Source organism: Nonomuraea sp. JJY05 (assembly GCF_043496855.1).
Classification (GTDB): domain Bacteria; phylum Actinomycetota; class Actinomycetes; order Streptosporangiales; family Streptosporangiaceae; genus Nonomuraea.
Genome location: NZ_JBIEIS010000081.1, coordinates 1 through 26,133 on the forward strand (window position 1 = coordinate 1; position 26,133 = coordinate 26,133).

Genomic DNA, 26,133 nt, shown 5'->3' on the forward strand with positions numbered 1-26,133 from the left:
GCCGAATCGGCCCAGGCCGCACGGCGGGTCAACCGCGGGTGCAGCCGATCCCAAGCCCAGGCGGTGGCGCGCCCATACAGGCGGGTCTCAGCTTCGGTGGCCACGTCAGGCTCGCCCCAACTGTGCGCCTGCCGAAAACTCCATCCATGCAGTTCAAGCCGCATGTGAGTACTCGTGGAGGACGCCGCCGAGTCGGTCTCGTCGGCGTATGTTCAGGTCGATGATTCGTTCGGGGTCTGTGGTCGGGTCCGGGGTGGGACGCAGTGGGGCTGCTTGGTTCAGGGCTTGATGTGCTCGGTGCTGGTTGTAGAAGCGTTCGTACTCGCGCAGGGCGTGCCGAAGATGGTGTTCGTTGTGTGTCCTGGAGTCGCCCGGACTGCACAGCGACCCCCTTCCAGCTGGGCCGACTCGCCGGCCCCGGAGGATCCGCTGCACGGTCGCTTCTCTCACGCGATAGCCGAGCCGGGCCAGTTCACCATGCACTCGACGGTATCCCCAGGCCGGATTAAGCCGAGGGCTTCGAGCCGGCGGACGTGGGTGCGTTTCTTGCGGTCAGGCTTGATGCGGGTGTCGTGGAAGCTGACCACCACGCCGATCAACAACCCTGGCCCACCACCGCGGGCCAAGGTTCGCTGCCGCCTGTCCCGTCACTGTCCGCTTTTCGGATCAGGACGTCAAAGTTTGCCGCGCAGAAAGTCGAGGAGGTCGGCGTTGAGAGGGTCTCTATAGGCGATGGTGTTGGCCAGGCCGTGCGGGGCACCCGGGTAGATCTTCAGGGTGGCGTCCTTGACGATCTGGGCGGACAGTCGCCCGGAGCCGTCCAGGGGGACGATCTGGTCATCGTCCCCCTGGATGATGAGGGTCGGCACTGCGCCTGCCGAAAATTCCATCCATGCAGGTCAAGCGGCATGTGTGTACTCGTGGAGGACGCCGCCGAGCCGGTCTCGTCGGCGTACATTCAGGTCGGTGATTCGCTCTGGATCCGTGATCGGATCAGGGACGGTGCGCAGTGGCGCTGCTTGGTCCAGGGCTTGATGGGCTCGGTGCTGGTTGTAGAACCGTTCGTACTCGCGCAGGGCGTGCCGCAGATGGCGTTCGTTCCATACGAGGCAGCGGTCGAGAAGCTCGTGGCGACACGACTGCACCCACCGCTCCATGATCGAGTTCATCCGCGGCATCCGGATACCGGTGAGCACGGTCTTGATGCTGGCATCTGCGAGGATCTCGTCCATGAGGGCTGGGAACTTCCCATCCCTGTCTCGGATCAGATAGCGCGCCCGGCAGCCCGCATCGTCCAGGTCCATCACCAGATTCCTGATCGCCTGGGTGACCCAGCTCACGCTCGGGTGCGCGGTGGTGCCGAGCACACGGACATGCCTGGTGGCATGCTCGATGACCGCCAGGATGTACTGTCGTTGCCCGTTCAAGGTGACGGTCTCGATGAAATCGCAGGCCAGCAGGGCGTCGGCTTGCGACCGAAGGAAGTCGGCCCACGTGCTGGACGCTCGCTCAGGCGCTGGATCGAAACCTTCCTGCTTGAGGATCTCCCACACCGTGGACGGTGCGACCTTGATGCCGAGCGTGGTGAGTTCTCCGTGAACCCGCCGATAGCCCCAGCCGGGGTTCTCCCGGACCAGACGCAGGATGAGGGCACGGATGGAGCGCACCATGGGCGGGCGCCCGGGCCGCTTCGGCCGACAGGTACGCGCGTGACGTCGTTTCATCAAATCGCGGTGCCAGCGCAGGACGGTGTCCGGCTGGACGAGGAGCCGCAGTCGGCGCAGGATCGCGCGGGGCAGCGAGGTCAGCAGGGCGGCGAGAAAGGCTCGGTCCTCGGGTGCGAATCTGACTCTGGTGTCGGCGCCGAGTTGGCGCTCGAGGACGGTGATCTGGTGACGCAGGGCAAGTATCTCCACGTCCTTGTCCCGATCGCCCATAGGCAGCAACCGCAGTGCGGCGAACGTGTTCATGACGGCGAGGTAGGCCAGGCGAAGGAGCACGGCCGATCATCATGCCGCACTTGGTTCCGTCTCCTGGGTGGCCGGAGCTCGCGCCGCCACGCGAAGCCTTTGCGAGGTTATGACCTGGGCGGATGTAATTATCGGCAGGCGCACAGCCCCGACAGCAGAGAACGGTGCATCCTGCTCCTGTCCTCGATGTACCGGGCAGCCGGGCTTGACCCGTTCGAGGTCGGCGACGTATGGGCGAAGATCGGCGACCTCCGCCCGCCGATCGACCCGCCCGCCCAGGCCCGCCGCGCGGCGGCGATCACCACGATGCGGCGCCTCATGAACGCCGACGCCGCCAAGCGTCCCCACCCCGAACCGGGCTGGGTCGAGCGCGTGACCGCGTTCGAGGACGCCGGCCGCCACCTCGCCCGCCTCGCGAAGGAGGGGCACCTAAAGCGCGGTCTGCGCGCCGTCCTCGCCCACCACGCGATCTTCGCGTTCAACCGGAACAACACACCCGTGGCCGAGCAGGCCGCCGCGGCGTGGCTCGGCTGGCAGACCGCCTTCGGCGATACCGGACCGGCGGCCGCCTCTACCAGCCGGTCCTCACCAGTAACCCCTACCTTCACCAGGATGGAGACCGCCATCAGCACCACCGTCGACCCCACCAAGCTGCGCGAGGCCATGGTGGCCAAGTACATCGACTCCGGCCACCTGCGCACCCCAGAGATCATCGACGCCTTCGGCACGGTCGAGCGCCACACGTTCATCCCCGACGCTGACGTCGAGACCGCCTACGTCGACGACGCCGTGCCGATCAAGCACGACACCGGCGGCGAGATGATCTCCTGCATCTCCGCACCATCCATCGTCGCCACCCAACTGGAGCAGGTAGGCGCCCGCCCCGGCCACAACATCCTGGAGGCCGGGGCAGCCACCGGCTACAACGCCGCACTCCTCGGCCACCTGGTCACTCCGACCGGCCGCGTGTGGACGATCGACGTCGATCAGGACCTCGTCGACACCGCCCGCACACACCTGGCAGCCGCCGGAGCCGACAACGTGACCGCCGTACTCGGCGACGGCGCGGCCGGGCTGCCGGAGAACGCCCCCTTCGACCGCATCCAGTTCACCGTGGGCGCCGGCGACATCCCCACCAAGGTGCTCGACCAGCTCACCCCCGACGGCCGCCTGGTCATCCCCATGCGCATCCGCGGCAGCATCTCCCGATCCTTCGCCTTCGAGCGCGACGGCGACACCTGGAAGACCGTGTCCTGCGAGATGGCGACCTTCGTGCCGCTGCGCAAGGGCATCTGCGACGACATCTACACGCGCGTCCAAATAGCCGGGGAAGGCGATGTCCACCTGGAGACCTTCAGCGAGCAGCTCGTCGACCGCGAGGCGATGCGGACGATCCTGGACGCCCCGGCCCGCCCCGTCTATACCGGGGTGAAGTTCCGGCAAGGCGACCCATGGCAGTGGGTGTATCTGTGGCTGGCATGCGTCCTGCCGAACGGGCTGTCTCGGATGCCCGGCCAACGGGCCGGGTTCACCCCTCACTTCGCGTGGGGTTCGATGGCCGCGCTCGACGGCGACACCCTGGCCTACCTGACCATCCGCGAAGGAGAGGACGCCGAGGGACGCTTCTGGGCCATCGGCGTCATCGGCCACGGCCCACGCGCCGGCGTCCTCGCCGAGCAGGTCGCCACCGCGATCGAGGAGTGGGACCGCGACTACGGCAACCACGCTCCCGCCCCTGGCTTCCGCATGGCCACCGGCGACAGCCGTGACCAGCTCAAGGCGGCCGACCCTCGCTTCATCATCGACAAGCCCGCGAGCCGGCTCGTCATCGACTGGCCGTAGAAGGGACGCAGCGTCGTGATGAACCCTGCGATCGCCGCCCGCATCCCGCTGGTCTGCCGTACCAAACCGCCCGGCAAGCCCTTGGCAGCGCGCATCGCCGATCTCACCGCGCTGACCATCGACCCCGCAGGCGCCGGCCACCACGACCTGGTGGCCCGCGCCTGCGGGGTCCTCAACATCTCCGCGCTCATCGCTTCCGACGCCGGGCTGCCCGGCTTGGCCGCAGACCTGTGCTGGAGACAGCACAAGATCTTCGCCGAGAGCGGGAGCCTCGACGGGGAGATTGCGGTCATGTCGTTGATGCCGCTGATCAACATCTCCCGGTTGCTGATCCGCAAGGGCGACGGCAAAGCCGCCTACGAGGTGCTCGACCAGCTCTATCGCGCCGCCCAGCAGCGCAGCGCCACCGTGATCCACGGCCACGACGTCGACCTGACGCCCCTGATCCACAACCGCGACGACCACCGCGCGGTCTGCACGGAGCTGTGGATTGCCCTGCTTGTCGACGGGGCCCGAGCCCTCGCCCATCAAGGCCGCTGGAGTGAGGCCGCCGACGCCATGGCCGCCCACCGCGGCATCGGCGAACGGCTGCTCGACGGACGCCAACTCAAGATCATGGCGCTAATGGAACAGGGACTCCCCGGCGAGGCCGCCGCCATGATCGACGCCACCGTCCCTGCGGAACCGTGGGAGCATACCGTCGCGGCGCTGTTTGCGCATCGCCTGCCGCCCGCCCGACACACCTACCCCACCGGACGAACTGGACCATGTCGTCCAGAAGGCGCTGCCTCTGATCACCCAACACGAACCGATGACGGCGGCTTTCCGGGTCCGACTTGGTCTGACCGCGCGCGACCTGACCGCTGGCCAATCCCCGTCATCTGCCTCCCGTCTGGGCGCAGCGCTTGTCGAGGTGGCTTCCACCGACGCCTACGCCGCCCGCGACGTCCTCGGCCATCAGGGGATGCGCTCCCACATGACTGACCGGCAGCAGCAGAACCTCGGCGCCGTGATCACCGCTGCAGGGCTTGGAGTCGGGCGTCTCCCCAGTTCTATGAGCACGCTCTGGCCGCGGCTGTAGGTCACGCCGAAGACCGGTTGCGGGCGCTGCTCAGCCAGGATGGCCCCTCACAGGGCACCGCAACACGCGATGGACATCCCTCCCAGCACTGACGGCGGCTACTACGGCACGGCCCCGACAGGAGGTACGCCGCGCTGGCCCTGGATCGCTTGGCTATTCGCCACGCTTCAGCGAGCCGACCCAACAGAGCAGCGATCCGTGGCAGTCGGAGAAGATGCCCGCCTTCTTTGACCGGCTCTGGCACTGGTCCTGACATGGGAGTAACAACCACGGTGTACGCACGACTGAGACCGGCACGCCACATGATCCGACCTCCAGTCGTCGCTGCGTTCCCAGCCACTGCCGTACACGGCCGGCGTTGGCCGCGTCGAAATCCGGGCTTCCTGCTGGCACACTGGGCAGCTGTGAGGGTTCTCGCCCGCGCGGCACTCCTGATCATATGCGTGCTCTTATCGGCCGTCGCCGTCGTATGGGTGGTCGCCGGGCCGCCCGCTGACACAGGCGTCGTCGGAAACTCCAATGTGGTGGGGGCCTTCGTCGGGATAGCCGCGTTCTTCGCGGCTCTCGCCGCGCTGCGCGGTCAGCGGCCCAGGGCTGAGGATCCCACGGTTCTGCCGCTCGCCCCGCTCAGCCCGGAGCAGGAGCGGACAGCCATCGACAGGCTCGCGACGGAGATGCTGCGGAGCTGGCGCGAGCAGGCCCAGCTGCAAGGGATCCGCCGCGGCGTCGCACCGGTCTCGATGCGGTGGAGGTGGGCCGATGAGGACGTGGCCGCCCCGCCCGATGACTTCCGCCGCTTCGCCGCCGACCTGCCCACCTCGGGTGCCGTCCAGGAGTTCAAGCCGGCGTTGTACGACGCGCTGCCCACGGAGACGCGGATCGTCGTCCTCGGAGCATCCGGAGCCGGCAAGACCGGGGCGATGCTCGTGCTGCTCCTCGACATCCTCGCGGCCCGGAAGGAGGGCGCGGACGAGGCGGTGCCGGTGCTGCTCTCGGTGGGCGGGTGGAATCCCCGCACGCCCCTGCTGGAGTGGGCCGCAGCCACGATCGCTCGTGACCACTGGACGGCCATTCCCGGCGTCGACGGCGTTCAGGTGGTCGCCGAACTGCTGCGCCGGGAGCGGATAGCGCTGTTCCTCGACGGTTTCGACGAGCTGCCGGCGCGCCTGCGCGGCCCCGCCCTGCTGGCGATCGACAGCCAGGCGGCGGGATTGCGGGTCGTGCTGACCAGCCGCCGCGAGGAGTACGCGGCGGCTCTGGGAAGCGGCCAGCTGAGTCTGGCCGTTGTCGTCGAGCTCCCTTCCCCTGATCTGGATGCGATCGAGGAGTTCCTGGTCACCGGGCTGGCCGGGGCACGCCGCCGGCAATGGCAGCAGGTCGCCGCGCACGTTCGCGACCATCCTCATTCGGTGGCCGCGACGACGTTGACCACGCCGCTGGCTCTCGCCCTGGCTCGGCAGGCGTACACGCAGAACGGCGACCCCACCACGTTGATCGCGAAGAACCGCTTCCCGTCGTCCGAGGCCTTGCTCCAGCACTTGATCGCCTGCTTCCTCCACCAGGCGTACCTGGACGAGCCGGCCAGGAACGACGCGTTGGACTGGTTGACCTGGATCGCCCGCCACCTTGGCGGCCGGCGCGATGTGGCCTGGTGGCGTATCCCCGCGTGGTTGCCGGCGCGGGCGTACGGCCTGGTGTACGGGGTGGCGGCCGGAGCCGGTGTCGGCCTGGCCGCCGTGTTCACGGCCGTGTTCGCCTTCGGGGCCGAGACGGAAGGGGCCCTCGGCTCCGCCGTCAACAGCGGCTGGGTGCTCGCAGTGATCATCGGCGTCGTCGTCTACCTGCTCGTGACCGATGATGCCAAGGCCAACAGCGTCGGCGCCCTGCCCTCCGAGGACGAACCGTCGTCCACGCACTGGTCCGGATCGAGCACGCGCATGGAGCCGATGGGCCCGCGCACGCTTTCCTTCCGCCGTCCCCGATTCCGTGACTTCCTCACCACCTGCCAGACCGCCTGGGATCGAACCCTGATCGGCATAGCGGCCGCCCTGGTCTCGACCATGGTGTTCGGCTTCGTGGAGCTCGGGCAAGAAGTCGGAGAACGGATCGTCTACGGAATCGCCGCCGGCGCGGCGGTCGCGCTGGCGGCCGCGATCTTCGGCGTGGCCGGGCAACTGTTCACGAGCATCTGCACCCGCCCGCTCACCGACTCCACGACGGTGACGACCCCGGCCCGGACCTACGGGTCGGCCAAGGCGGTCAACGGCGCCCACGTCATCGTGCTCTGCTTCGCCGGAGCCGCGCTCGGCGTGGTCCTGCTGCGCTACATGCCCTGGTCCTGGACGGCTCTCAGTCCTGAAATGCGCTTCGCCACCTGGCTGATGCTCGTGGTGGGGCTCGGCGGCGGCTTCACGATCGCCCTCATGGAATCGCTCGCGCAAAGCCCTTCGTCGGCCATCCTGGTCGCGGAGTACCTCCTCTGGATCAGGCACGGCCGCCGCGTACGCTTCCAGAAGCTGCTCGACAAGGCGGTGGAACGGCAGGTCCTGCGGCAGGCCGGTGCCGTCTACCAGTTCCGCCACGCCGTGATCCAGGACTACCTCAAGAGCCTCTACCACCGCCGGCTCGCTGAGTCGCGGCTTTCCCGATGGCTTCGCCCTGCGTTCCTCGTGCTCGTCGCGGCCGGCCTGGCTGCAGGGTGCCTGGCCGCGACGATCGCCGTCCGGCAGAAGCCGTTTCTCGGCCTGCCCGCGTTCAGGGACGGCATTGTGACAGTCGCGTTCGCGCCTGACGGCGCCACCATCGCCGCCGCCGGCAGCGACCACAAGATACGGATCCTCGACAGCGCCACGGGGGCTGTCGTCCGTACTCTCACCGGGCACGCCGACGAGGTGAGGTCGGTGGTGTACACCCGTGACGGTGCCATGCTGGCCAGTGCCGGCGACGACGGAACCGTGCGCGTCTGGGAAATCGCGACCGGCATCCTTCGACACCGGTGGGACCTGGACGGTGAAGATCACCGCATCGTGTTCTCCCCGGACGGCAGGACACTCGCCGCCGGGTCCCGGACGTCCGTCCGCGTCTGGGACACGACGACGGGCCACGCTGTGCTGAGCCTCAGCGATCAGGAGGGCGACGTGCTCGCGATCGGCCATTCCTCCGGCCGGACGACTGTCTTCACCACCAACGACCGCACTGGGGTGTTCTGGGACGCGGCCTCCCGCCACCGCATCTGGAGCAGGGAGGATTTGGACTGGCCCCGTACGGCGACGATCTCTCCGCAAGGCTCGGTCATAGCCGTCGCCGGCTGGGATCGCATGCTCTTCCTGGACACCGTCAACGGCACCGAGATTCGATCGATCCGCGATGAGGCAGGCAGCGAGTTCCGCGCGGTGGCGTTCTCGCCGGACGCGAGGTTCGTGGCGGCCGACACCCGCGACGGCGTGCGAGTCTGGAACACCGCCACGGGCCAGCGGCTCCAGCAGCTTCGCCATCCGGACGGCCTCCGCTTGCTCGAGGGGGTCGATGCCCTCGCGTTCTCTCCGGACGGGAGCACCTTGGCCGGCGCCGTTGACCAGCGTGTCGTCCTGTGGCGCCTCGACAGCGGAGAGCTCATCCGATCCGTGTGCCTGGCCACCACCTACACAACCGACTCTCGATACGTCGGGTGCGAGCCCGCCCGGTGACGGCGGCGGCGCGACGAACGGGGTCGCGGGCGACCATGCGGAAACCGGCGGGCGACCCCGTTCGTCCATGGCCGGCCGCATGGTGGACGGCCGCCCGTGACGACGTCCGCCTCTGGTGCCGCAGGCCCGACGACGATCTTGGCTATCATCGCCGCCCGGTGGCCCGCGTACGGCGTCGGCCATGCGGTCGCCGTCCCCTCCAACACAGCTGCCCTGCGCACCGTCCTCGTCTCCTGCGGCGTCACCGCAGGAGACGAGGTGCTGCTGCCAACCGCCACGGTGAGCCGGGGACACGCCGGATCATCATTCAGAGAACTGCCGCAACAGCTGGAGCTTCGGCTGCGCGCCTGGGACACCGTGCCAATGACGGACGTCTTCACCTGGACCGGGTTGCGTGGCCCGTCCTCGCCAGGCCCCGTTTGATTTCGTCGGTGACGAGTAGCAGCACTTGTCGGTGAGTTCTGACAGCGCTCACGGTGCTGGGGCGAAGAAATGTCGGTGAGAAGTAGCAGCGCTGTCTGGCGCGAGTTCGCGCGCCGTCGACGGGCCTGCCATTCGAGTCTGAGGAGCAGGGTCGAACGGCCCGGGGCTTAGGGGTCGTGGCCTCTGATTGGCCGGAAGACCCCGGTGCAGCGTGGGGGTATGGGTTAGATCGTGGTGATCGCGTTGCCGCAGACGTGGTCTTCGGCTGCGGCAACGCGTCGTTGGGCGGCTGGGCAGGCCGCGGCGTTGGTGAAGGCCCGCCGAGGCGTGCAAGGCCCGCAGCGATCTGCTGGCCGGTGTACGGGCCGGGACGATCACGGTGGCGCAGGTGTTCAGGCGGGTGGTGTTACTTGCCCGTCTTATCGGCGACCAGGGTCTCGAACCGTTCGACGGCAACCTCATCGAGGTCTGCGCCTGCGTGTCGCTCAGCCGCGGGGAAGCGCTTTGATGGCTCGCATGTGCTTCTCGCCCCAGTCGCCCAGTGGGATGAGAGCGGTGTTGAGTGATTGGCCGAAGTCGGTCAGGGAGTACTCCACCTTCGGCGGCACCTGGTGGTAGACCTCGCGGTGAACCAGGTCGAACAGCCGGATCAGGTCGGGTTCCGAGTCGCGTTCGGGCGTCTTTGGGGTCGTGCGGTTGGTGCTGCGGAAGGCTCGGGTGCTCTCTGGCCGCTGGAGGAGCACGAGAATCGCGCCGCTGGGCATGGCGAAGCCTGCGGCTGGCGGGATGCTGCGTGCTGACGTTCCGGTTGTGGCCTGAGGCCCTGGTGGCGGTTTCCCTGTCGGGATCGGCGGGTCGGCGGCGTCTTGGTCGTCGAGTTTGGTTGTGGTGTCGCTCGGTGCGGGATTGGCCTGGTGGGTGTGCCGCCAGGCGTCGAGGAAGCGGTCGTTGGCGACGGTGACGATGAGCGCGATGAGCAGCGTTTGGGCGACGCGGCCGTGCGCGGGTCGGTTCTTGGCTTCGCCCAGGTCGAGGTCGAAGCCCTTGAGCCGGCCGTTGATCCCTTCTGTATTGGCGCGGACGGCGCGGTAGGTGCCGGCCCAGGTCGGGGTCACGTAGGGCAGGTCCTGGCGGAACTTGTCCAGGTGGCCGAGGTCGTCGGGGTGCAGGGTGATGGACTGCTGGCGGCAGATCTTGGGCTGGTCATCGGGGTGCTGGTCGCGGACCGGGGGCAGGATGCGGGGCTTGGCGGAGGGGTGGGCGGCCCGCTGGCGGGCGTCGGTCAGATCGACGACGGTCGGTCGGCCGTCTTGGCGGTGGTGGAACCTCGAAGCGGGGCAGGTCACCGAGGGGGGTGCCCGCGGCCGGGCACTGGAGTCGGATCGCGTGGTGGGCGTTCGGGCCCTGCTTGTGGTGAAGAAAGTAGGGTTGCCGCGCGGCGATCAAGGCGTTGAGCTCGTCGTCGGGGGTGCGGACGGCTGCGTCGTCCAGGCTGGTGGTGGCTTGCGCGAGCCGGTCGGGAATCAGTGGGCAGGTGAGGGTGCCGTCGATGAGTGGGGCGCCGTGGGCGCTGCCCTGGATGCCGCGCTGGTCTTGCTTGTAGTCCAGGACGAGTTGGTAGCCCAGGGCGCGGGCGAGCCGGGCGAAGTAGTCGGCGGCTTGGTCGGTGTAGGCGCGGTCCACTGCGGCGAACCGGGCGGGCAGGCCGAGGTCGGCCAGCGGGGCCAGGTTGGTGATGGCGTTGGCGCCGATGCGTTTGTGCGGGGTGTCGACCACGAGGCCGAGGGCGAGCTGGGGGAAGGCTGCGGTGAGGGTGCGGGGGCGGGCGGCGACGGTGGCGCTGTAGCCGAACTGCGGGAGGCCGTCGCTGGCCGAGTACTGCCAGCCGGCGGTGATCCCGGTGGAGGCCAGGCCCTTGCCCGTGCGGGGCGGGCGGGCGAAGGTCGGGGCCGCGGTGGTGTCGATGCCGAGGTCGCCAGCGAAGTTGCGCTCTCGGCCTGGTCGCCAACTGCGACCGTGACTTGACCATGACACGGCGCGGACAAGATGGCGACATGGCTGGTCGACAGTGGATTGCGGTTGACCGGCGGGCGAGTTGCCGAGCGTGCTGCGAGACCTGGCGGCGTGTCACGCGTGTTGTTGATGGTGATTCCTGGCATCTCCGACGCCTCCGTGGCGTCCATCGGCGAGACGGCACGACAGGTCATCACGTGATCCGCTTGTGCGCCTTGTTGACCCCTTTTCGTCCCCTCGAAGGAGTTGTTGTCGTGAAGCACATGTCCGTTGCCGCCGCGACCGCGGCAGCCCTGCTGCTGGCCACCGCCTCGCCCGCGACGGCCGCCAGCGCCGCTGTCGCCGCCGCGGTCGGCGACGCCCAGCAGGCCATGGAGAAGCTCGCCAAGACGCCCGGCGTCGTGGGCGCGATCGGCGGCGCGTACGTGGACGGCAAGGCCGCCGGCAAGGGCACCGCCGGGTCGCGGCTGCTCAACGGCAAAGGCGGCACGATCCCGGCCGACTCCCGCTTCTACATCGGCTCACAGACCAAGGCGATGGTGGCCACCGTGCTCCTCCAACTCGTCGAGAAGGACAAGCTCGGCCTGGACGACAAACTCGCCGGCCTGCTGCCGGAGGTGGCCGCCGACGGGCTGGTGGAACGAGCCGACGAGATCACCGTCCAGCAACTGATCCAGCACACCTCCGGCATCCCCGACTGGTGGTCCCGGAGCGGCTCGACCGAACCGGCGTTCGACGTCTTCGACTTCACCACCTACTACCGGCCCATCGACATCGTGGAGACGACGCGCGGCTTGCCGCGCACCGGCGAGCCGGGTGAGAAGTTCACCTACTCCAACACCAACTACACCCTCATCGGCAGGATCATCGAGAAGGTGACAGGTCACACCCTGGCCGACGAACTCGACCGGCGCCTGTTCCGCCCGCTCGGCATGACCCGGACCTACGCGCTCACCAAGCCCCCGGAGGGCATCAAGGGCCCGCACGGGCACGGCTATTACGCTGACTCCACCGGCGCCCTGCGCGACATGCACCGCGCCAACGCCAGCTGGGGCTTCGGCGCCGGCAACGTCGTCTCGACCACGCGTGACGTCAGCACCTTCCAGCGGGCCTTCGACCAGGGCAGGCTGCTGCCGGCGTCGCTGCGGAAGGTCCTCGCCGGTGGCTCAGCCGGCGGCGATGGCAGGGGCAGCGCGCGGCAGGGCACGGAAAAGTGCGAAGACAACCTGAACATGCAGGGCGGCTCGGGGCTCGGCTACACCACACTGATCCTTTACTCGACCGATGGCCGGCGGCAGTTCGAGATCTCCGTCACGCGGAGCACCACCGACGACGCCATCATCCCCGAAATGATCAAAGCCGGCCAAGCCGTCCTGTGCCCGACGGGTTGAGGCTCTCCGCGTCGACGACTATCTCACGCCGGGTGCATCTCCTACCTGCCCGGGCATCTCTCCGAAGTTCGACAAAGACAGGCAGGATCGCTCAGCCAGGTCAGGCGCGGCGGATGAATTCCTGGATACCTGAGGTCCACACCCACTCCTCGTCCGCCCCGCCGCTGAGCTGGGTGTATGCGGTGGCGAGGCGGGCGCGCTGGTGGAACCAGCGGGCGCGTGCTTGGTGGCGGCGTCGCCAGAGTGACCAGTGGGCGGTGTGTTCCAGCGACGTTGTGTGCGTGGTAGCGGCGTTGAACAGGTCCTTGATGGCGGCGACGGTCAGCGGGATCATCCCAGGGTCTGTGGGCGCGGCCTGGTCGGGTTTCGTGGGTGGCGAGGCTTGGGTGTCGGTGCGGCGGCGAGCGGCTGCGGCGCTGACCGCGCAGATGGCCAGGGCGGCCATGACCAGCACGGTGTGCCGCAGGATCGCCTCATAGAGGCGGACCTGGGACTGGTCCAGTCCGAACAACTCCTTGCCGAACTCGAAACTTTCCTCCACCGGCCATCTCAGCCCGGCCGCGGCGATCAAGCGGGGCAGGGTGGTCGGCTGACCTGCGGGGATGAAGCAGTAGTGGAGGGCCAGCTCTCCGGTCCTGCGGTGCTTGCGGACCAGCAGGAAGTGGGTGAGGCTGGCGGTGGCGATCCAGGCCCAGGCGTAGATGCGCTCGCCCTTGGAGCCGTCACCGGCCGAGCGGATGGTCCACTTGCGCTTCTGCTTCAGGTGCTTGGCTACCGCCTGTTCGCAGGTCAGGCGGGTGCCTGCTCCGAGGGCGAGGGCGAAGGCGGAGCGGACGCGCAGCACGTAGCCCTGGTTGTGCTCTTCGAGGAAGCTGCGCAGGTGCGGGCAGGCGCCGTAGACCTCGTCGCCGGCTACAAAGTCCAGGCGCACGCCGTCGGCGTAGGCATCGCGAAGCAGGCCGATGGCCAGTTCGCCCTTGGTGGCGAAGGCAAGGTTCGTCGGCAGGCCGGTGGTGATGGCCTTGACGGGATCGCAGATCTGCTCGGCGGGGATCCATTGCCGCGCGCCGATCAGCGCGTGCCCGGTGCCGGCGCGGACGTAGGCCAGGTGGACGGTGTTGATGCCGTTGTCGACGCCGCCCGCGCAGCCCATGTGCTGGCGTTTGACGCCCGCCGTCGCCGTGCCCTTCTTCTCCTGGCCAGTCTCATCCAGTGCTCCCACGGTCAGGAATGCCGGGCGGGCTGCGGCGTCCAGGCGGGTGACGGCGAAGCGGCGCACGGCGCTCATCGCTCCTGCCGTGTCCCAGCTGGCGCGGTTCAGCAGCCGCTGCGTGGCGTCCGGGCTGCGGTCGCCCACCCATTCGGCGATCGTCCACCCGTTGCGTTTGGGCAGGTGAGACATCAGCGCGCGGATGTACTTGGCGGCCTGCTGCCGCGGCTCGATGCGGGCGAACATCGGCGCCAGCGCGGTCAGGAGGTTCTCGGTGTTTCGTTGCGCGCGCTGCCTCTACGATGAGGGCAGCAGCCGCTCTCGATCTTGCTCTCGTCACACAGACATGATCATGAGCGGCTGCTCTCGTTGCTCCCGCATCGAATCACAAGATCGCATCGTCCGGCCGCCATCATCCCAGCTCACACCGCAATTGGGGCTGCCGTACTAGGCTCGGCGTACTCCCGTCGGAGGTCCAACGCCTTGATGAACGGAAACGACGTTCTTGGGGACTCGGGCGCTCGCCATGACCATCCGTGTTCGACGCCCGCCTCCGTTGGCAAGCACCATCGCACCCATACAGGTCTGCTGAATTTACGCCTGCCTGCGTTCAGACCAGACCCAAGGGATATGCTGCTGAAGGTCGCTCACACACCGCCGAGCCCAGTCTTGACGTTCAGGCGCAAGTAGGTGGTCCTTGCTCCGGTTGGTGAGGCGTTGGAGCCGTGCGACATCCTCCGGCCGAAGATCGCGCAAGCAGCGTCCGATCAACTTGATGCACTGTGTTATCAGATGCGCCTGGACCACCTGAACACCCCTGACCATCCGCGTTCGGCCAGAGGTCGAACGCGCACTCCTTGGACAGCCAGGGGCACTTTGGTGAAGCGGACGGTGTGGTAGTTCCAGGCAATCGCACCTGCGTCGAGCCGTCACGCTGGCCGCCAACTCCGCCACGTTCAAGAGAGACGACCTGTCAGCTCGAGACCGCATTGGCTGGCAGGTTGTTGCCTCGGGTCCGGAAGGTGGCACGGTATGCCGTGGGAGTCGCGCCGACGCGGCGGCGGAACTGTGCGCGCAGCCCGGTTGGATCGGCGAAACCGCAGGCGGTGGCGATCTGGTCGATGCTGTCGTCGGTGTTCTCCAGCAGCTCGCACGCGCGCGCGATCCGCTGATGGAGCAGCCACTGGTATGGGCTGGTGCCGGCGACGTCGGCGAACCGCCGGACGTACTGGCGGGCGCTCAGGTGGCATCGCGCGGCCTGGTCAGCGACGGTGATCTGCTGGTCAAGCCGGCTGGTCATCCACTTCATCGACGCGCGGATCGGGTCGTCGCCTTCCACCGACTGGACCGCCTGCGGTAGGTACTGTGCCTGGCCGCCTTCGCGATGCGCTGGTACGACCAGGTGTCTGGCGATCGCATTGGCGACGGTTGCACCGAACCGCGCACGGACCAGGTGCAGGCAGAGGTCGATGCCGGCCGCCGTCCCCGCCGAGGTGGCGATCGCGTCGCGGTCCACGTAAAGCACCGCGGGATCGAGGTGTACGTGGGGAAAGCGGCGCGCGAACGCCGGAGCGTGCCGCCAGTGCGTGGTGGCCGGTTCGCCGTCCAGCAGGCCGGCCGCGGCGACCACGAAGGCGCCGGTGCACAGCGCCACGACGGTAGCGCCGGCGTGCGCGGCGGCGCGTACGGCTTCGACCATGCTCGCCGGCACGTCCTCGGCCGGGTCCCGCCAACCAGCGACCACCAGGAGGTCGGCCGGCGTCAGCTCCGGCAGCGACCGGGTCGGCAGGCGCCAGCCGTGCTCGGTCCGCAGCTCACCCGGCTCACCGGACACCAGCACGACCTCGCACCGGTCGGCCAGCTCCGCCGCTCCGAAGACAGCCTGCGGGATGGACAACTCGAAGGTCGGCGCATCGTCGTACGCGAGCACGGCAACGGTGATCATGTCCCAAATCATACGGCGGAGGTCATAACTGCCACTTACCGGGAAGCATGCCTTCCACCGACGATGCATGCCATGACTGAACTCGCTGGCTACTGGGACGGCCGCGGTGCCGGCTATTTCAACACCGCGTCCTACGGCCTGCCGCCACGTGCGGCGATTGCCGCCGCGACCGGATGGATCGAGCAGTGGACGTATGGTGCCGCGCCGCTTGACAGCTGGTTGGGCGCCACCGAACAAGCGCGAACCTCGTTCGGTGCGCTGGTGGGCGTGAACCCGGCGGACGTGGCCACCGGCACGTCGGTGTCGCAGCTGGCCAGTATCGTGGCCGCCGCTCTGCCTGAACGTAGCACTGTGATCGCCAGTGAGGACGAGTTCACCTCGCTGCTGTTTCCCTTTCTCAGCCAGGCCGACCGCGGCGTGAAGGTCGACCTGGTCCGCCGGGACCTGCTCGCCGAGACCATCACCGAGCGCGGTGACGCGGTCGTTTTCAGCCTTGTGCATTCCGCCGACGGCGCGCTCGCCGACCACGCCGCGATCCGTACGGCCGCGGCCAACCGCGGCGCGTTGACCATCGTCGACGCGGCGCAGGCGTGCGGCTGGCTAGCTGCCGACTACGCCGGCTTCGACTTCGTGGTGTGCCCAGCCTTCAAATGGCTGTATTCACCGCGCGGTACGGCGTTTCTGACCGTACGGCCAGACCTGCTGGACCGGCTGCGACCCAGCGGCGCGGGCTGGTGGTCCAGCCCGTCCGCCAGCCATTTCTTCGGCGGTCCACTCGACCTCGATCCGGCCGCTCGCCGGCTGGACGTGAGCCCAGTGTGGAACTCCTGGGGCGCCACCGCGGCCGCCCTGGACACGGTGCTGGATCTCGGGGCCGACCGGATCGCCGGCCACACGCTAGATCTCGCCGACCAGTTACGACGGTGGCTCGACCTGCCGCCGGGCAGTACGCCGATCGTCTGCATCCCTCGGCCCGATGCGGCGGACCTGCTGCAGGCGGCCGGCCTGGCGGTGTCCCGTACGCCGTCCGGCGCGCGGCTGGCCATCGGGCCCTACACCACCGTTTCCGACCTCGACCGCGTACTGGAGGCGCTTCGTGTCCGCTGATTTCGCCATTCAGCTCGCTTCGGTGTGCGCCGTCGTCGTGACGCCGATGGCCACCGACGGGTCGATCGACCTCGACTCGGTACGCCGGCTGGCGCGACACGTCGATGGTGGCCGCTCCGGCACCATCACCGTTGGCGGCAGTGTCGGAGAGTTTCTCGCTCTGACAGCGCAAGAACGTCTCGATGTCGTCGCCGCGACCGTGGAGACCGTCGGCAAGCCGGTTATCGCCTCGGTCGGTGGCGCGGTCGACGCGGCGATCCAGGAGGCAAAGGCAGCGGCAGCGTACGGTGCCGCCGCCGTCATGATTCACCAGCCCACCAATCCGTTTGCGTCGGTGGCCGGTTGGGTTGCCTACCACCGTGCGATCGCGAGCGCAATTTCTCCGCTGCCGGTGGTGCTGTATCTGCGTGATCCCGCGGTGGGTCCGCCGGCGGTCGCCGAGTTGGTCGCCGCCTGTCCGAACGTGGTGGGGATCAAGCACTCGGTGCCTGATCCGACCGCGCTGGCCGCTCACGCCGTCCTCGACCAGGTGGTCTGGTTGTGCGGTCTGGCGGAGAAATGGGCGGCGTACGCGTGGCAGGCTGGCGCCACCGGCTTCACCTCCGGCCTCATCGCGGTCGACGACACCATTCCGATGGCGCTTTATGACGCCCTGCGGACCGGCGACCTGGCCGCGTCGCGGGCCGCCGTCCGACGGGCCACCGCGTTCGAGAACCTGCGGTCGGCCAGGGGAGGCGCGCCCAGTGTCGGTGTGGTAAAGACCGCGCTCGCTCAGCTCGGCGTGATCGCCAGCGCGACCGTACGACCGCCGCTGGAACCGTTGCCGCCGGCCGAAACGGAGCAGGTCGCGGCCATGAACCTCGGTTAGCGCCAAGGTCATATCGGGTGTTTGCGGGAAGAACTTTGGGTTGCGGTGCCAGCCGCCCGCCAGTGTTTTGTACGCAACGGCTCGGAATATCGGTACGGTCCCGGGCCGAGTTGCCAGAGTCTTGTACTCTTCACACAGACATGATCATGGGCGGCTGCTCTGTTGTGCAGAATCGCCATCACAAGATCGCATTGACCAGCGGCGCATCATCCCAGCTCAGCTAGCGAATGGCGGCTGCCGTACTAGAGTTCGTAGACTGCAGGGCAGCGATCGGCTATGGGCCATCGTCGGGGCTATTGCAGGGGTCATCGGTTCCTTCATCGCGCTCGGGGCATGGTGGCTCCCTCAGCAGCCGAGCACCTCTGCCTCGACGCCGACGATCAGCTCACCAGAGACGCATTTACCCCCGTCGGAGGTCGCTACCGCGGCTCGTACCCCGACCACGGATCCCGCACGTATCATATGGCGAGGCGAGATCGCATTGGCGGGGCCCATGGACCTCGATGGCATCCCAAACCCAAATCTGTCCGCGACGCACGAATCAGACCTGAGGATCGACACTTACCTCGGCGACCAATGCCGTTTAGATAAGAAATGATCATGGTCTTGAGGGTGTGGGCAAGAGTGCGACGGTTGGTGGACCCGCGTATCGGATGCCCTTGTCGGAGGGGCGTCGTTCACGGTAGCTCCTCCTGCGAGGGCGACGTACCCGTCGGGGCGGATAAGGACGCCCCCCTCGCCGGAGCAGGCACGGAGGAGGTCCACCTGCTCCACCCAGCCGCTCACCGCCTCGTCGAGAGACGCAAGCCCCTCTAGGTCCTGCAGCACCGCTCGGCCGCCAACCCCGCGGGGTCCGCCCCTGCCCCTCGACGGCGAGTATGGGGCACGCCCGGCTGCGCCGGATTGCTGCCGGCACCGTCGACATCGAGGTCACGAAGGCCACCGCCCGCATGCTCAGTTGAAGTAGAAGGTGGTTTGCGTCGGGCGGTCCGGACAGGAACGGCAATCGAAGACGTACAGGTCGCCTCCGTATCCCAACTCCAAGCCATGCGGCTTCCCCACGGCCTCGGCTCCTTCGGAGGAACGGAACGGGACGCTGTCGTCGTCGGGCCGATCCTCCACCGGAAGCCAGGTCTGCGCGGACACACCGTCGTACTCATAGCTGTGCACGCTCAGGAGATGCTCGACGGGCCCTCCGCACCTCTCACAGGAAAGGTCGCTTGTCGCGGCGATCAGGTTGTAGGGGTAGCCGCCGACCTTGGTCCCGGGGGCCACACTAAGGTGGTAGTGATAGTCCCACCTGGTAGCCTCCTTCAGCCTGTCCAGCCGGTCATCGATCTCGCGGCACACATCCTCCGGCAGCTCGTATCCATGGGGGTACTCCGTCGCCTGCTCCGGATGAACCACACAGGGCACGGGAACGTGACCCTCTGGAGCATCAGCGCGCTCGGGAGGCGTGGCGAGCACGTGGCGGACGTCGGCCGCGTTCCTCCAGAACACCCGAACCAGGGGATAGCGCTCCTCGCCACCCGGTCCATGGAAGAACGGGCACCACAGTACCTGGAACAGGTCGCTGCCCCGTGGGAACGGGACACCGGGCGCGTCCGACGCGTAGAGCTGCAGGATCGGCACCATGGGCACCACGGTCTCATGGCGATACTTTTCGGGATTCTCCCGGTCCTCGGTGTAGTGCTCCTCGGCGCACGATGGCCAGGGCTCATCGGTCGGCCACCGTAAAGGGCCCCCGAAGGAGCTGTCCTCGTAGCACGGGACTCCCGAACGCGGATGCAGCCGAAGCGCCTGCTTGCCGAGCGGCTGCAACTCGGGAAACAGCTCATCCACAGCTATCGGCCGGGGCAAGGTATGACGGGGCATCAACATCTCCGATTACGGTGCCTACAGACGCAGCGAACGCTACCGCCCGGGTCCGACAACCAATGTCGTACGCCCACCCCGCGCCTGCCCAGCCAGCCCGTTCACGCGAATCGATCAGATCTTTCATCACCGGCGCCTCGTGGGTGGCCAGGTTGTCGTCGACAAGATGGACCGCCAAGCCCGGTTCGGCCTGACGCTCCGTCTCGCCCCCAGAGCTTCCCCAAGATCAAACGTTCAGCAACACCCTCTCACGCATGATGGCCAGCCGGCGCAGTCGTTCCTCGACTATTGCCGACTGTGCCCGCAGTTCATCGGCCTGCTCCAACAACTCCAAGCTGTAAATACCCCAGCACTGGCAGCCACTGCCGCTCTTCAGGATCCTTGCTTGGCGGCACTGTGGTCAGAAGGTGGCGAAGTCTCCGTCGGACTCATGGCCGCGCTTACCGCGGCGTATGCATTGGCCTATCGCTGATCTGCAGATTCGTCCTGGCTTGCCGCTACTCTTTCCGCCATGATGATCAGATTCACGGCTCAGGCCGCTGGAGCCGACGAATATCCGGAGGATGAGGTTCTGTCCGCTGGTGTCAGCGAGACTCCGGCCGGAGAGGGAGTGATATTGATCTTTCAGTGCTGTACCTATGAACCTGACGACCAAGACATCGCCCTAGGCATGGACACCTACTGCGTCGTCACCGAGGACCAAGGAACCGCCTACGGCGCCGTCCGGGAGCTCACACTCCGCAATAACGTGCTGCGCGTCGCTTTCGACCCCGACGACCTGGAGGCACTTGGCTTGGCCGAACCCGAAGTCGAAGTCACTCTCGATGTAGACGAAGAATCCATCGAACAACTGCGGCAGGGGCTGCGGCAGATCCTCTCCTATGGTCGCGCCGACGCTCGGCCCTACGTTCTCGATCTTTAAGTCGGCCGGGACCGATGTGCTTGGCCCCGGTATAAGGAAAGATCGCCCCATGCGCCTTGCTCGCAAACGCCTCGCCCTGCTTTTCACCGGCGCTATCGGACTCGCCTCGCTTCTGACGCTCTTTGAGGTGAGCGCTCCCGGCCTGTCCTACTGGGCATTGCTGCTGGCGCTGTACTGGCTGGCGCTCGCCATCACGTGGTCCGCGCTGTTGGGTGAAGGCGCGCGAGGGCGGGCGCCCTGGATGTTCGTCCCACTCGTACTGGTGCTGGGCACCGTGCTGCTGGTCACGGTCGACGCGCCCCTGCACGTGCGCTTCGCCTTGTCGAAATCGAGCCTGGAACGCTACGCCCGGTCGGTGCATGACGACGACGATGGCCATGATCAGTGGCGGGGCCTGTATCAGGTGGGCTACACGGAGAAGATCCCGGGCGGAGCGCAGTTCATGGTCACCTCGTTCACATGGGGATGGAAGCGCTACGGCTTCGCCTACATTCCGGATCGGGTACCGGGCCCGGACGAGGTCTGGTACGAGCATTTTAGGGGCCCTTGGTACATCTGGACCGATGGGCCCTGAACCTCGCGATTCACGACCTCCCGGTTCCGCGCCGATGTGTGCCGCGCAGAACGCTGTCAGTACCTGAAGGCGCCGAACAGTTGGGAAACGATCAGTTGTGTTACGGGAAGCGATCATCACCATCCCCGACTCGGTGCAGGCCACGCCTATTCGTGAACACCCCACACCCGCAGGCACCGCGGTCCGTTATGTCCCCGTGCGGGACCTGGTCGGCGACCTGGTCCTCAATCCCAAGCTCGTGACCTTCGTGCGAACGGGCGGCCAGGTCCTGCTCAGCGACCGCTACGTGGTGTGGGACCTGGCCAAGGTGCGCCTCGACCTCGACGGCGCCGGCATCAGCGTCGCCCACCTGCCGGGCCTGCCGCCGGACGGCACCTACACCTGGCACCGCACCAGCCCGCCCGACCTGCTCGACCGGCGGCCGGCGCTCGCCCTGGCAGCCACGTGAGCCCGCTACTCCCGCACCGGCGGCAAGCCGCTGCGCCCCATCGACTGGTCGCCCTGGTCGTATGAGTGCGCGCGGATCGGCGAGCTGCGCGGCAAGCCGGTCGCGGTCAACCGCGACTGGCTGGCCCGGGTCACCGAGCGGTTCCCCTGCTACCGCATCGCCGGGCGGCGGCCCACCCAGCACCTGGCCGTCCTCGACGACCAGACGCCCGGCCACATCGTCGGCGCCATCGCGTCGGTCCGTCTGGCGCCCGCCCTCGACGTCGACTCCCTCCTCCTGACCGAGGTCCTCGACCACGGCATCGGCTGGAGCGAGCTGCCAGCTGTCCCATACGACGGCGACGTGTTTGCTGGGCTGAAGTTGCCGTCGCCAGTTGCGGATGGTGACGTCAGCGGCTGGGTCTGTGGTGCTGCAGTGTGGTGGCTCGCGTGCCTTTGCTGCTTGCCGGGACAATGGGAGTTATGGCGATACCCAATACCGATGACTCCTCTGGTTCTGTCCCCCGTCGGCGGCGTAGGAGGCGAGATGCGGTGGAGAATCGGGCGCGCTTGCTGGCGGCGGCTCGCGAGGTGTTCGTTGAGCGTGGGTTGAATGTCACGTTGGACGAGATCGCGCATCATGCGGGGGTTGGGATCGCCACGATGTATCGCAACTTCCCTTCAAGGTCGGCGTTGGTCGATGCGGTCTACGGGGAGCGTGACGAGCAGCTCGACAGGATCCTGGAGGAGGCGCTGGCTCAGGAGGACTCGTGGGATGGGCTGGTGCTGTATCTGGAGCGGATGAACACGTTCATCGATGCTGATCGGGGCCTGCGGGCGGTGGTGATGACCACCCCGGAAGGTGCGGAGGCCTTCGCGGAGGGGCGGGTTCGGCGGTCGGCTCGGGTGGAGGAGCTGATCGCGCGGGCGAAGGAGGACGGGTATCTGCGGCGGGATGCGGAACGGTCTGACCTGTTCCTCATTGACGTCATGGTCGACGCCGTGCGGGATTACACCGCGAACGTGGACGCTGAGCAGTGGCGGCGGTGTATGGCTGTTCTGCTGGACGGTCTGCAGGCACGGCCGGAGCAGGTGCCGCTTCCCGGAGCGGCCTTGACGAGGGATGAGGTTGCTGCGGCGATGAAGGATGTCGGTCGGCGCCGCTCCATCGGCCAGCGTCCCGGTTGAGCCGGCTCCGACAGGCGTCGGCACGGCCAGCACGGAGGGCTTGCGCGGGGACTTAGCGGTTGGCTGCTCATGCTGAGCTGTCAAGGTGCCATTCGGCAGCGGCGGCGCGTGCGTTCCAGAACTGGGCGTAGCGGCCATCAGCTTGGAGGAGCGTGTCGTGGGTTCCGTTTTCGACGATGTGTCCGTTTTCGAGGAAGAGGATGCGGTCGGCGTGGCGGATGGTGTCGAGCTTGTGGGCGATGACGAGCACGGTCTTGTCGCGGGTGAGGGCGGCGATGGCGTCGTGGACGGCGTTCTCGTTCTCGGGGTCGAGGGCCGAGGTGGCTTCGTCGAGGAGGATGATCGGGGCGTCCTTGAGGAGGGCGCGGGCGATGGAGACGCGTTGGCGTTCACCGCCGGACAGCCGCATTCCTCCTTCGCCGACGCGGGTGCGCCAGCCGTCGGGAGCGTGGGCGAGGATGTCGTCCAAGCGGGCTGCCGTAGCGGCCGCGTGGAGTTCGGATTCGGTCGCGTCGGGCTTGCCGAGGCGCACGTTCTCTTCGATGGTCCCGTCGAAGAGGTAGACGTCTTGGAAGACGATGGCGATGCGTGACATCAGTTCTGGTGTGGCGATGTCGCGGACGTCGGTCGCTCCGATGCGCACGGCGCCGGAACGCACGTCCCAGAACCGGGCGACGAGACGGGTGAGGGTTGTCTTTCCGCTCCCGGAGGGACCGACGAGCGCGGTGATGGTGCCTTCGGGGAGCCGGGCACTCACGTCGGTCAGGACGGGGCGGTCGTCGTAGCCGAAACCGACCCGGTCGAACTCGATGTCGTTACCCTCGGGGACGACCGGGGTGGTGGGCTCGGCAAGGGGCGGGGTGTCGATGACGTTCGTAATGCGGGTGAGTGAGCCTCGGTTGCGCTGGACGGTGGAGGTCAGACCCACGGTCTCGGTCAGTGGCTCGATGAAACGGACGACGAGCACCAGGAGTGGTAGGACGGCGACGGCGGCGGTCCAGGTGCCGAGGACGAGGCCGGTGACCGCGGCCAGGATGAGGGTGAAGGCGACTTGCAGACCTAGCGCGAAGCCGACTCGTCCGGGATTGGAGGCGCGCAGGACGCGTGCCGACGCATCGTGCTGGCCGACCAGGGCGGTGTCGACCAGCTTGTTGGCGGTCCCGGTGGCGCTGTAGGCGCGCAGGACGGGCTGCAGGGCGGCGTATTCGATGATCCGTCCGGCGGCCTCCGCGTGCGCTTCGGCGCGGATCGTGTCGGCGGTGGCCGCGAGCCTGCTGGCCCAGCGGAACACGAGGATCAGTGCCGGGATGGTGACCGCGGTGACCAGGGCCAGCCGCCAGTCGAAGAACGCCAGGGCGATCACGATGGCGAAGGGCGTGAGCAGGCCGGTGATCAGCGGACGGATGAGGTGGGCGGCGATGCCCATGATGTCCACGACGCCTTGGCTGAGCAGCGTGCTGAGTTGGCCGACGCGTTCGGCGGTGTACCAACCCAGTGGCAGGGTGGCGAGATGGTCGCCGATGCGGGTGTGCAGCGCGTAGGAGAGGGTCGAGCCGGATCGCAACGCCGACCGCAGGCTCAACCAGTAAACGACGGCGTAGAGCACCGACGCCGCGAGGAAGCCCCACACGAATGGCCACACGGTATCCGGGTCCGGGCCGAGCAGCGCCCGCAGGAGCGGGACGGTGAGCGCGAAGAGAATGCCCTGGGCGACCGCGTTGACGCACTGCCAGGCGATCATGCGTCGCAGGGTGCGACGGCTGCTCGGGTCGAGGAGACGGAGGAGCTGGCGGATCATCGGGATTCCTTCCCCGTTGCGGAGGTAGCGGTGTGGCTCGGTTCGGTCGCCTGGCCGGCCTGGGCTGTCCACAGGCGGCGGTAGAGGCCGCCGCGGGCGAGGAGCTCGTCGTGTGACCCCTGCTCGACGATGCGGCCACCGTCGAGCACGGCGATGTGGTCGGCGTTCGCGATGCTGCGCAGACGGTGGGCGATGACGAGGACGGTCTTGCCGTGGGTGAGTTCGCTGAGCGCGCGTTGGATCTCGTTCTCCGACTCCGGGTCGGCGAAGCTGGCGGCCTCGTCGAGGACGATGATGGGCCGGTCGGCTAGGATGGCCCGGGCGATGGCGACTCGCTGCGCTTCACCGCCTGAGAGCAGTGCGTCCTGACCAACTACCGAGTCGTACCCGCGGGGCAGCGCGAGGATTCGCTCGTGGATCTGCGCGCCGCGAGCGGCGGCGGCGACCTGCTCGTCATCGGCTTCGGGCCGTGCGAGACGGATGTTCTCGCGGATCGTGTCACGCAGCAGCCGGACCTCTTGGAACACGAACCCGATGTGCCGGTACAGCTCGCCGTTGGAGATGGCGGTCACGTCTGCACTGCCGACTTTGATCGTTCCGCTGGTGGGGTCGAAGAATCGGGGAACGAGTCGTGCGAGGGTGCTCTTGCCTGCACCGGACGGTCCGACCAGCGCGGTCACGGTGCCGGGCCGGAGCGTGAGGGTGATGCCGGTCAGCACGGGATGGTCGTGCTCGTAGGCGAAGTCAACGCGGTCGATCTCGACCGTTCGCGCGGTGGGGGTTTGCGTCGGTTCGTTCACCTCGACGACTGGTGTCGTCATGAGGGCGTTGACGCGGGTCGCGGCAGCCCTGCCCGCGCGCAGATCTTGCTCCGCGTAGCTGAGCGCAAGTATCGGCGCGGACACCCCGGTGCCGAGCACGGCGAAGGCGAGGACATCCGCCCCCGACATCGTGCCGGCGGTGACGAAGACGCTGCCGAATATGAGGGTGACCAGCAGCATCACGCCCGGCGAGAGGGTGAGTTCGGCCAGCGATCGGGGCATGGCCAGCCCGCCGATGGACCGATTCCATCCGGTCGAGAAGCGGTTCGCGGTGTTGGCGAAGCGCCGATAGGACTGCTGGGACTGTCCGAAGGTCTTCACGACCGCGACGCCGGTGACGAACTCGACGGCGGTCTGGTTGATCTCACGCATGATCGGGAACATCGCCGCGAATCCCCGTTGGAACAGCGTCCCGACCCGGCGGAACAAGATGATGCCGATACTCAGAGGAACGAGGGTGATCGACGCGAGCCGCCAGTCGACCCAGAACAGGTAGACCAGCGAGATCAGCGGCGCGACGATCGCGGAAGTCAGCTCCAGCGCCGAGTGCGCCACGAGGTGGTGGAGCGCATCGACGTCGTCGCCCACGGCCTGCTTCACGACACCGGACGAGCGCGAGTCGAACCATCCCAACGGGATACGGCCGAGGCGATCGACGAGACCGCGCCGGATGCCCAACTGGAGGTCGTTCTCGGCGTAGTGGCTGATCGTGTTCGCCAGCACAGCGAACAGCAACCTGAGAATCACGGCCGCGCCGGCCATCCCCACGACCGCCCAGGCGCGTCCCGGGTCGGGGGAGGTGGCGAGGAGGATGCGGCCGAGCTCGACGAGCGCTATCAGGGGGACGACACTGACCGCAGCGGCGACGGCCTGCACGGCGATCGCTGCGGCGAGCTGGAATCGGATGGGCTGAAACAGCGACGGTGGTTCCTCGGAGCGGGCGCTGTGGTTGGAGTCCATGGTGGTCGTGGTGGTTGTCATGCGTGGTAGTCC

The 26,133-nt window shown here is 67.8% G+C and carries 22 protein-coding genes; 11 read left to right on the forward strand and 11 right to left on the reverse strand.

The features are described 5' to 3' along the window. Nucleotides 1-446 precede the first annotated feature (446 nt). The 3 genes from ACFKCF_RS59245 to ACFKCF_RS59255 form a co-directional block, all read right to left on the reverse strand. Nucleotides 447-599 carry a hypothetical protein gene (locus tag ACFKCF_RS59245; protein WP_394506028.1) on the reverse strand — a complete coding sequence of 51 codons (153 nt, stop codon included), beginning with the start codon at nt 597-599 and terminating at the stop codon, nt 447-449. A 75-nt stretch (nt 600-674) separates the two neighbouring features. Then, nucleotides 675-890 carry an alpha/beta hydrolase gene (locus tag ACFKCF_RS59250; protein WP_394506030.1) on the reverse strand — a complete coding sequence of 72 codons (216 nt, stop codon included), beginning with the start codon at nt 888-890 and terminating at the stop codon, nt 675-677. Between the two features lie 9 nt (nt 891-899). After that, nucleotides 900-2,000, reverse strand: coding sequence for an integrase core domain-containing protein (locus tag ACFKCF_RS59255; RefSeq protein ID WP_394506032.1), 1,101 nt, complete (start codon nt 1,998-2,000; stop codon nt 900-902). 156 nt (nt 2,001-2,156) lie between these two features. Between ACFKCF_RS59255 and fxlM the strand changes: the two genes are divergently transcribed. From fxlM to ACFKCF_RS59275, 4 genes are all read left to right on the forward strand, one after another. Then, nucleotides 2,157-3,812, forward strand: a complete 1,656-nt coding sequence (fxlM, locus tag ACFKCF_RS59260) for a methyltransferase, FxLD system (RefSeq protein WP_394506034.1) — start codon at nt 2,157-2,159, stop codon at nt 3,810-3,812. A gap of 18 nt (nt 3,813-3,830) precedes the next feature. Beyond that, a complete protein-coding gene (locus ACFKCF_RS59265; RefSeq protein WP_394506036.1) occupies nt 3,831-4,796 on the forward strand; it encodes a hypothetical protein in 966 nt (321 codons plus the stop codon). 540 nt (nt 4,797-5,336) lie between these two features. Continuing rightward, nucleotides 5,337-8,579 carry a hypothetical protein gene (locus tag ACFKCF_RS59270; RefSeq protein ID WP_394506038.1) on the forward strand — a complete coding sequence of 1,081 codons (3,243 nt, stop codon included), beginning with the start codon at nt 5,337-5,339 and terminating at the stop codon, nt 8,577-8,579. Between the two features lie 96 nt (nt 8,580-8,675). Next, nucleotides 8,676-9,002, forward strand: a complete 327-nt coding sequence (locus ACFKCF_RS59275; RefSeq protein WP_394506039.1) for a DegT/DnrJ/EryC1/StrS family aminotransferase — start codon at nt 8,676-8,678, stop codon at nt 9,000-9,002. Nucleotides 9,003-9,487: 485 nt separating this feature from the next. Here the strand turns inward: ACFKCF_RS59275 and ACFKCF_RS59280 are convergent, their stop codons facing one another. Together ACFKCF_RS59280 and ACFKCF_RS59285 are read right to left on the reverse strand one after the other, a co-directional pair. Beyond that, complete coding sequence (locus ACFKCF_RS59280) at nt 9,488-10,117, reverse strand: winged helix-turn-helix transcriptional regulator (RefSeq protein WP_394506041.1); 630 nt, start codon at nt 10,115-10,117, stop codon at nt 9,488-9,490. An 88-nt stretch (nt 10,118-10,205) separates the two neighbouring features. Next, complete coding sequence (locus ACFKCF_RS59285; RefSeq protein WP_394506043.1) at nt 10,206-11,036, reverse strand: hypothetical protein; 831 nt, start codon at nt 11,034-11,036, stop codon at nt 10,206-10,208. A 242-nt stretch (nt 11,037-11,278) separates the two neighbouring features. Between ACFKCF_RS59285 and ACFKCF_RS59290 the strand changes: the two genes are divergently transcribed. After that, a complete protein-coding gene (locus tag ACFKCF_RS59290; protein ID WP_394506077.1) occupies nt 11,279-12,406 on the forward strand; it encodes a serine hydrolase domain-containing protein in 1,128 nt (375 codons plus the stop codon). 100 nt (nt 12,407-12,506) lie between these two features. On the opposite strand, the gene ACFKCF_RS59295 is transcribed toward ACFKCF_RS59290, so the two are convergent. Next, nucleotides 12,507-13,862, reverse strand: a complete 1,356-nt coding sequence (locus ACFKCF_RS59295; protein WP_394506045.1) for an IS701 family transposase — start codon at nt 13,860-13,862, stop codon at nt 12,507-12,509. A gap of 727 nt (nt 13,863-14,589) precedes the next feature. Beyond that, entirely contained in the window at nt 14,590-15,561 is a 972-nt protein-coding gene (locus ACFKCF_RS59300) for a GlxA family transcriptional regulator (RefSeq protein WP_394506046.1), read from the reverse strand. A 72-nt stretch (nt 15,562-15,633) separates the two neighbouring features. Between ACFKCF_RS59300 and ACFKCF_RS59305 the strand changes: the two genes are divergently transcribed. Then, the gene (locus ACFKCF_RS59305) at nt 15,634-16,668 is read left to right on the forward strand and encodes an aminotransferase class V-fold PLP-dependent enzyme (protein ID WP_394506047.1); all 1,035 of its coding nucleotides are present in this window, start codon (nt 15,634-15,636) and stop codon (nt 16,666-16,668) included. Beyond that, nucleotides 16,658-17,536: a dihydrodipicolinate synthase family protein gene (locus ACFKCF_RS59310; protein ID WP_360700735.1), complete on the forward strand. Its 879-nt coding sequence runs from the start codon at nt 16,658-16,660 to the stop codon at nt 17,534-17,536. The genes ACFKCF_RS59305 and ACFKCF_RS59310 overlap by 11 nt, the downstream gene beginning before the upstream one ends. Before the next feature lie 561 nt (nt 17,537-18,097). On the opposite strand, the gene ACFKCF_RS59315 is transcribed toward ACFKCF_RS59310, so the two are convergent. Together ACFKCF_RS59315 and ACFKCF_RS59320 are read right to left on the reverse strand one after the other, a co-directional pair. Then, nucleotides 18,098-18,364, reverse strand: coding sequence for a hypothetical protein (locus ACFKCF_RS59315; protein WP_394506049.1), 267 nt, complete (start codon nt 18,362-18,364; stop codon nt 18,098-18,100). Nucleotides 18,365-18,490: 126 nt separating this feature from the next. Continuing rightward, nucleotides 18,491-19,171 carry a DUF1963 domain-containing protein gene (locus ACFKCF_RS59320; RefSeq protein WP_394506051.1) on the reverse strand — a complete coding sequence of 227 codons (681 nt, stop codon included), beginning with the start codon at nt 19,169-19,171 and terminating at the stop codon, nt 18,491-18,493. Nucleotides 19,172-19,922: 751 nt separating this feature from the next. On the opposite strand from ACFKCF_RS59320, the gene ACFKCF_RS59325 reads away from it, so the two are divergent. The 4 genes from ACFKCF_RS59325 to ACFKCF_RS59340 all read left to right on the forward strand — a co-directional run bounded on the left by ACFKCF_RS59325 (nt 19,923) and on the right by ACFKCF_RS59340 (nt 22,521). Continuing rightward, a complete protein-coding gene (locus ACFKCF_RS59325) occupies nt 19,923-20,333 on the forward strand; it encodes an Imm10 family immunity protein (protein WP_394506053.1) in 411 nt (136 codons plus the stop codon). 49 nt (nt 20,334-20,382) lie between these two features. Continuing rightward, nucleotides 20,383-20,907, forward strand: coding sequence for a hypothetical protein (locus ACFKCF_RS59330; protein ID WP_394506054.1), 525 nt, complete (start codon nt 20,383-20,385; stop codon nt 20,905-20,907). A gap of 97 nt (nt 20,908-21,004) precedes the next feature. After that, on the forward strand, nt 21,005-21,355 hold the full coding sequence (locus ACFKCF_RS59335; protein WP_394506056.1) for a hypothetical protein: 351 nt from the start codon (nt 21,005-21,007) through the stop codon (nt 21,353-21,355). A gap of 530 nt (nt 21,356-21,885) precedes the next feature. Beyond that, nucleotides 21,886-22,521 (forward strand): TetR/AcrR family transcriptional regulator, encoded by a 636-nt coding sequence (locus ACFKCF_RS59340; protein WP_394506058.1) that lies wholly within the window; start codon nt 21,886-21,888, stop codon nt 22,519-22,521. 67 nt (nt 22,522-22,588) lie between these two features. Here the strand turns inward: ACFKCF_RS59340 and ACFKCF_RS59345 are convergent, their stop codons facing one another. Next, complete coding sequence (locus ACFKCF_RS59345) at nt 22,589-24,319, reverse strand: ABC transporter ATP-binding protein (protein ID WP_394506060.1); 1,731 nt, start codon at nt 24,317-24,319, stop codon at nt 22,589-22,591. Next, entirely contained in the window at nt 24,316-26,121 is a 1,806-nt protein-coding gene (locus tag ACFKCF_RS59350; protein ID WP_394506062.1) for an ABC transporter ATP-binding protein, read from the reverse strand. The genes ACFKCF_RS59345 and ACFKCF_RS59350 overlap by 4 nt, the downstream gene beginning before the upstream one ends. Nucleotides 26,122-26,133 lie beyond the last annotated feature (12 nt).

What these genes read in the sequence shown, in the direction of transcription:
- fxlM (WP_394506034.1), top strand. Translation starts at nt 2,157, where the DNA reads ATGTACCGGGCAGCCGGGCTTGACCCGTTCGAGGTCGGCGACGTATGG.
- ACFKCF_RS59345 (WP_394506060.1), bottom strand. Translation starts at nt 24,319, where the DNA reads ATGATCCGCCAGCTCCTCCGTCTCCTCGACCCGAGCAGCCGTCGCACC.
- ACFKCF_RS59300 (WP_394506046.1), bottom strand. Translation starts at nt 15,561, where the DNA reads ATGATCACCGTTGCCGTGCTCGCGTACGACGATGCGCCGACCTTCGAG.
- ACFKCF_RS59325 (WP_394506053.1), top strand. Translation starts at nt 19,923, where the DNA reads ATGATGATCAGATTCACGGCTCAGGCCGCTGGAGCCGACGAATATCCG.
- ACFKCF_RS59265 (WP_394506036.1), top strand. Translation starts at nt 3,831, where the DNA reads ATGAACCCTGCGATCGCCGCCCGCATCCCGCTGGTCTGCCGTACCAAA.
- ACFKCF_RS59350 (WP_394506062.1), bottom strand. Translation starts at nt 26,121, where the DNA reads ATGACAACCACCACGACCACCATGGACTCCAACCACAGCGCCCGCTCC.
- ACFKCF_RS59290 (WP_394506077.1), top strand. Translation starts at nt 11,279, where the DNA reads ATGTCCGTTGCCGCCGCGACCGCGGCAGCCCTGCTGCTGGCCACCGCC.
- ACFKCF_RS59250 (WP_394506030.1), bottom strand. Translation starts at nt 890, where the DNA reads ATGGAATTTTCGGCAGGCGCAGTGCCGACCCTCATCATCCAGGGGGAC.
- ACFKCF_RS59305 (WP_394506047.1), top strand. Translation starts at nt 15,634, where the DNA reads ATGACTGAACTCGCTGGCTACTGGGACGGCCGCGGTGCCGGCTATTTC.
- ACFKCF_RS59320 (WP_394506051.1), bottom strand. Translation starts at nt 19,171, where the DNA reads ATGGTGCCGATCCTGCAGCTCTACGCGTCGGACGCGCCCGGTGTCCCG.
- ACFKCF_RS59330 (WP_394506054.1), top strand. Translation starts at nt 20,383, where the DNA reads ATGCGCCTTGCTCGCAAACGCCTCGCCCTGCTTTTCACCGGCGCTATC.
- ACFKCF_RS59295 (WP_394506045.1), bottom strand. Translation starts at nt 13,862, where the DNA reads ATGTTCGCCCGCATCGAGCCGCGGCAGCAGGCCGCCAAGTACATCCGC.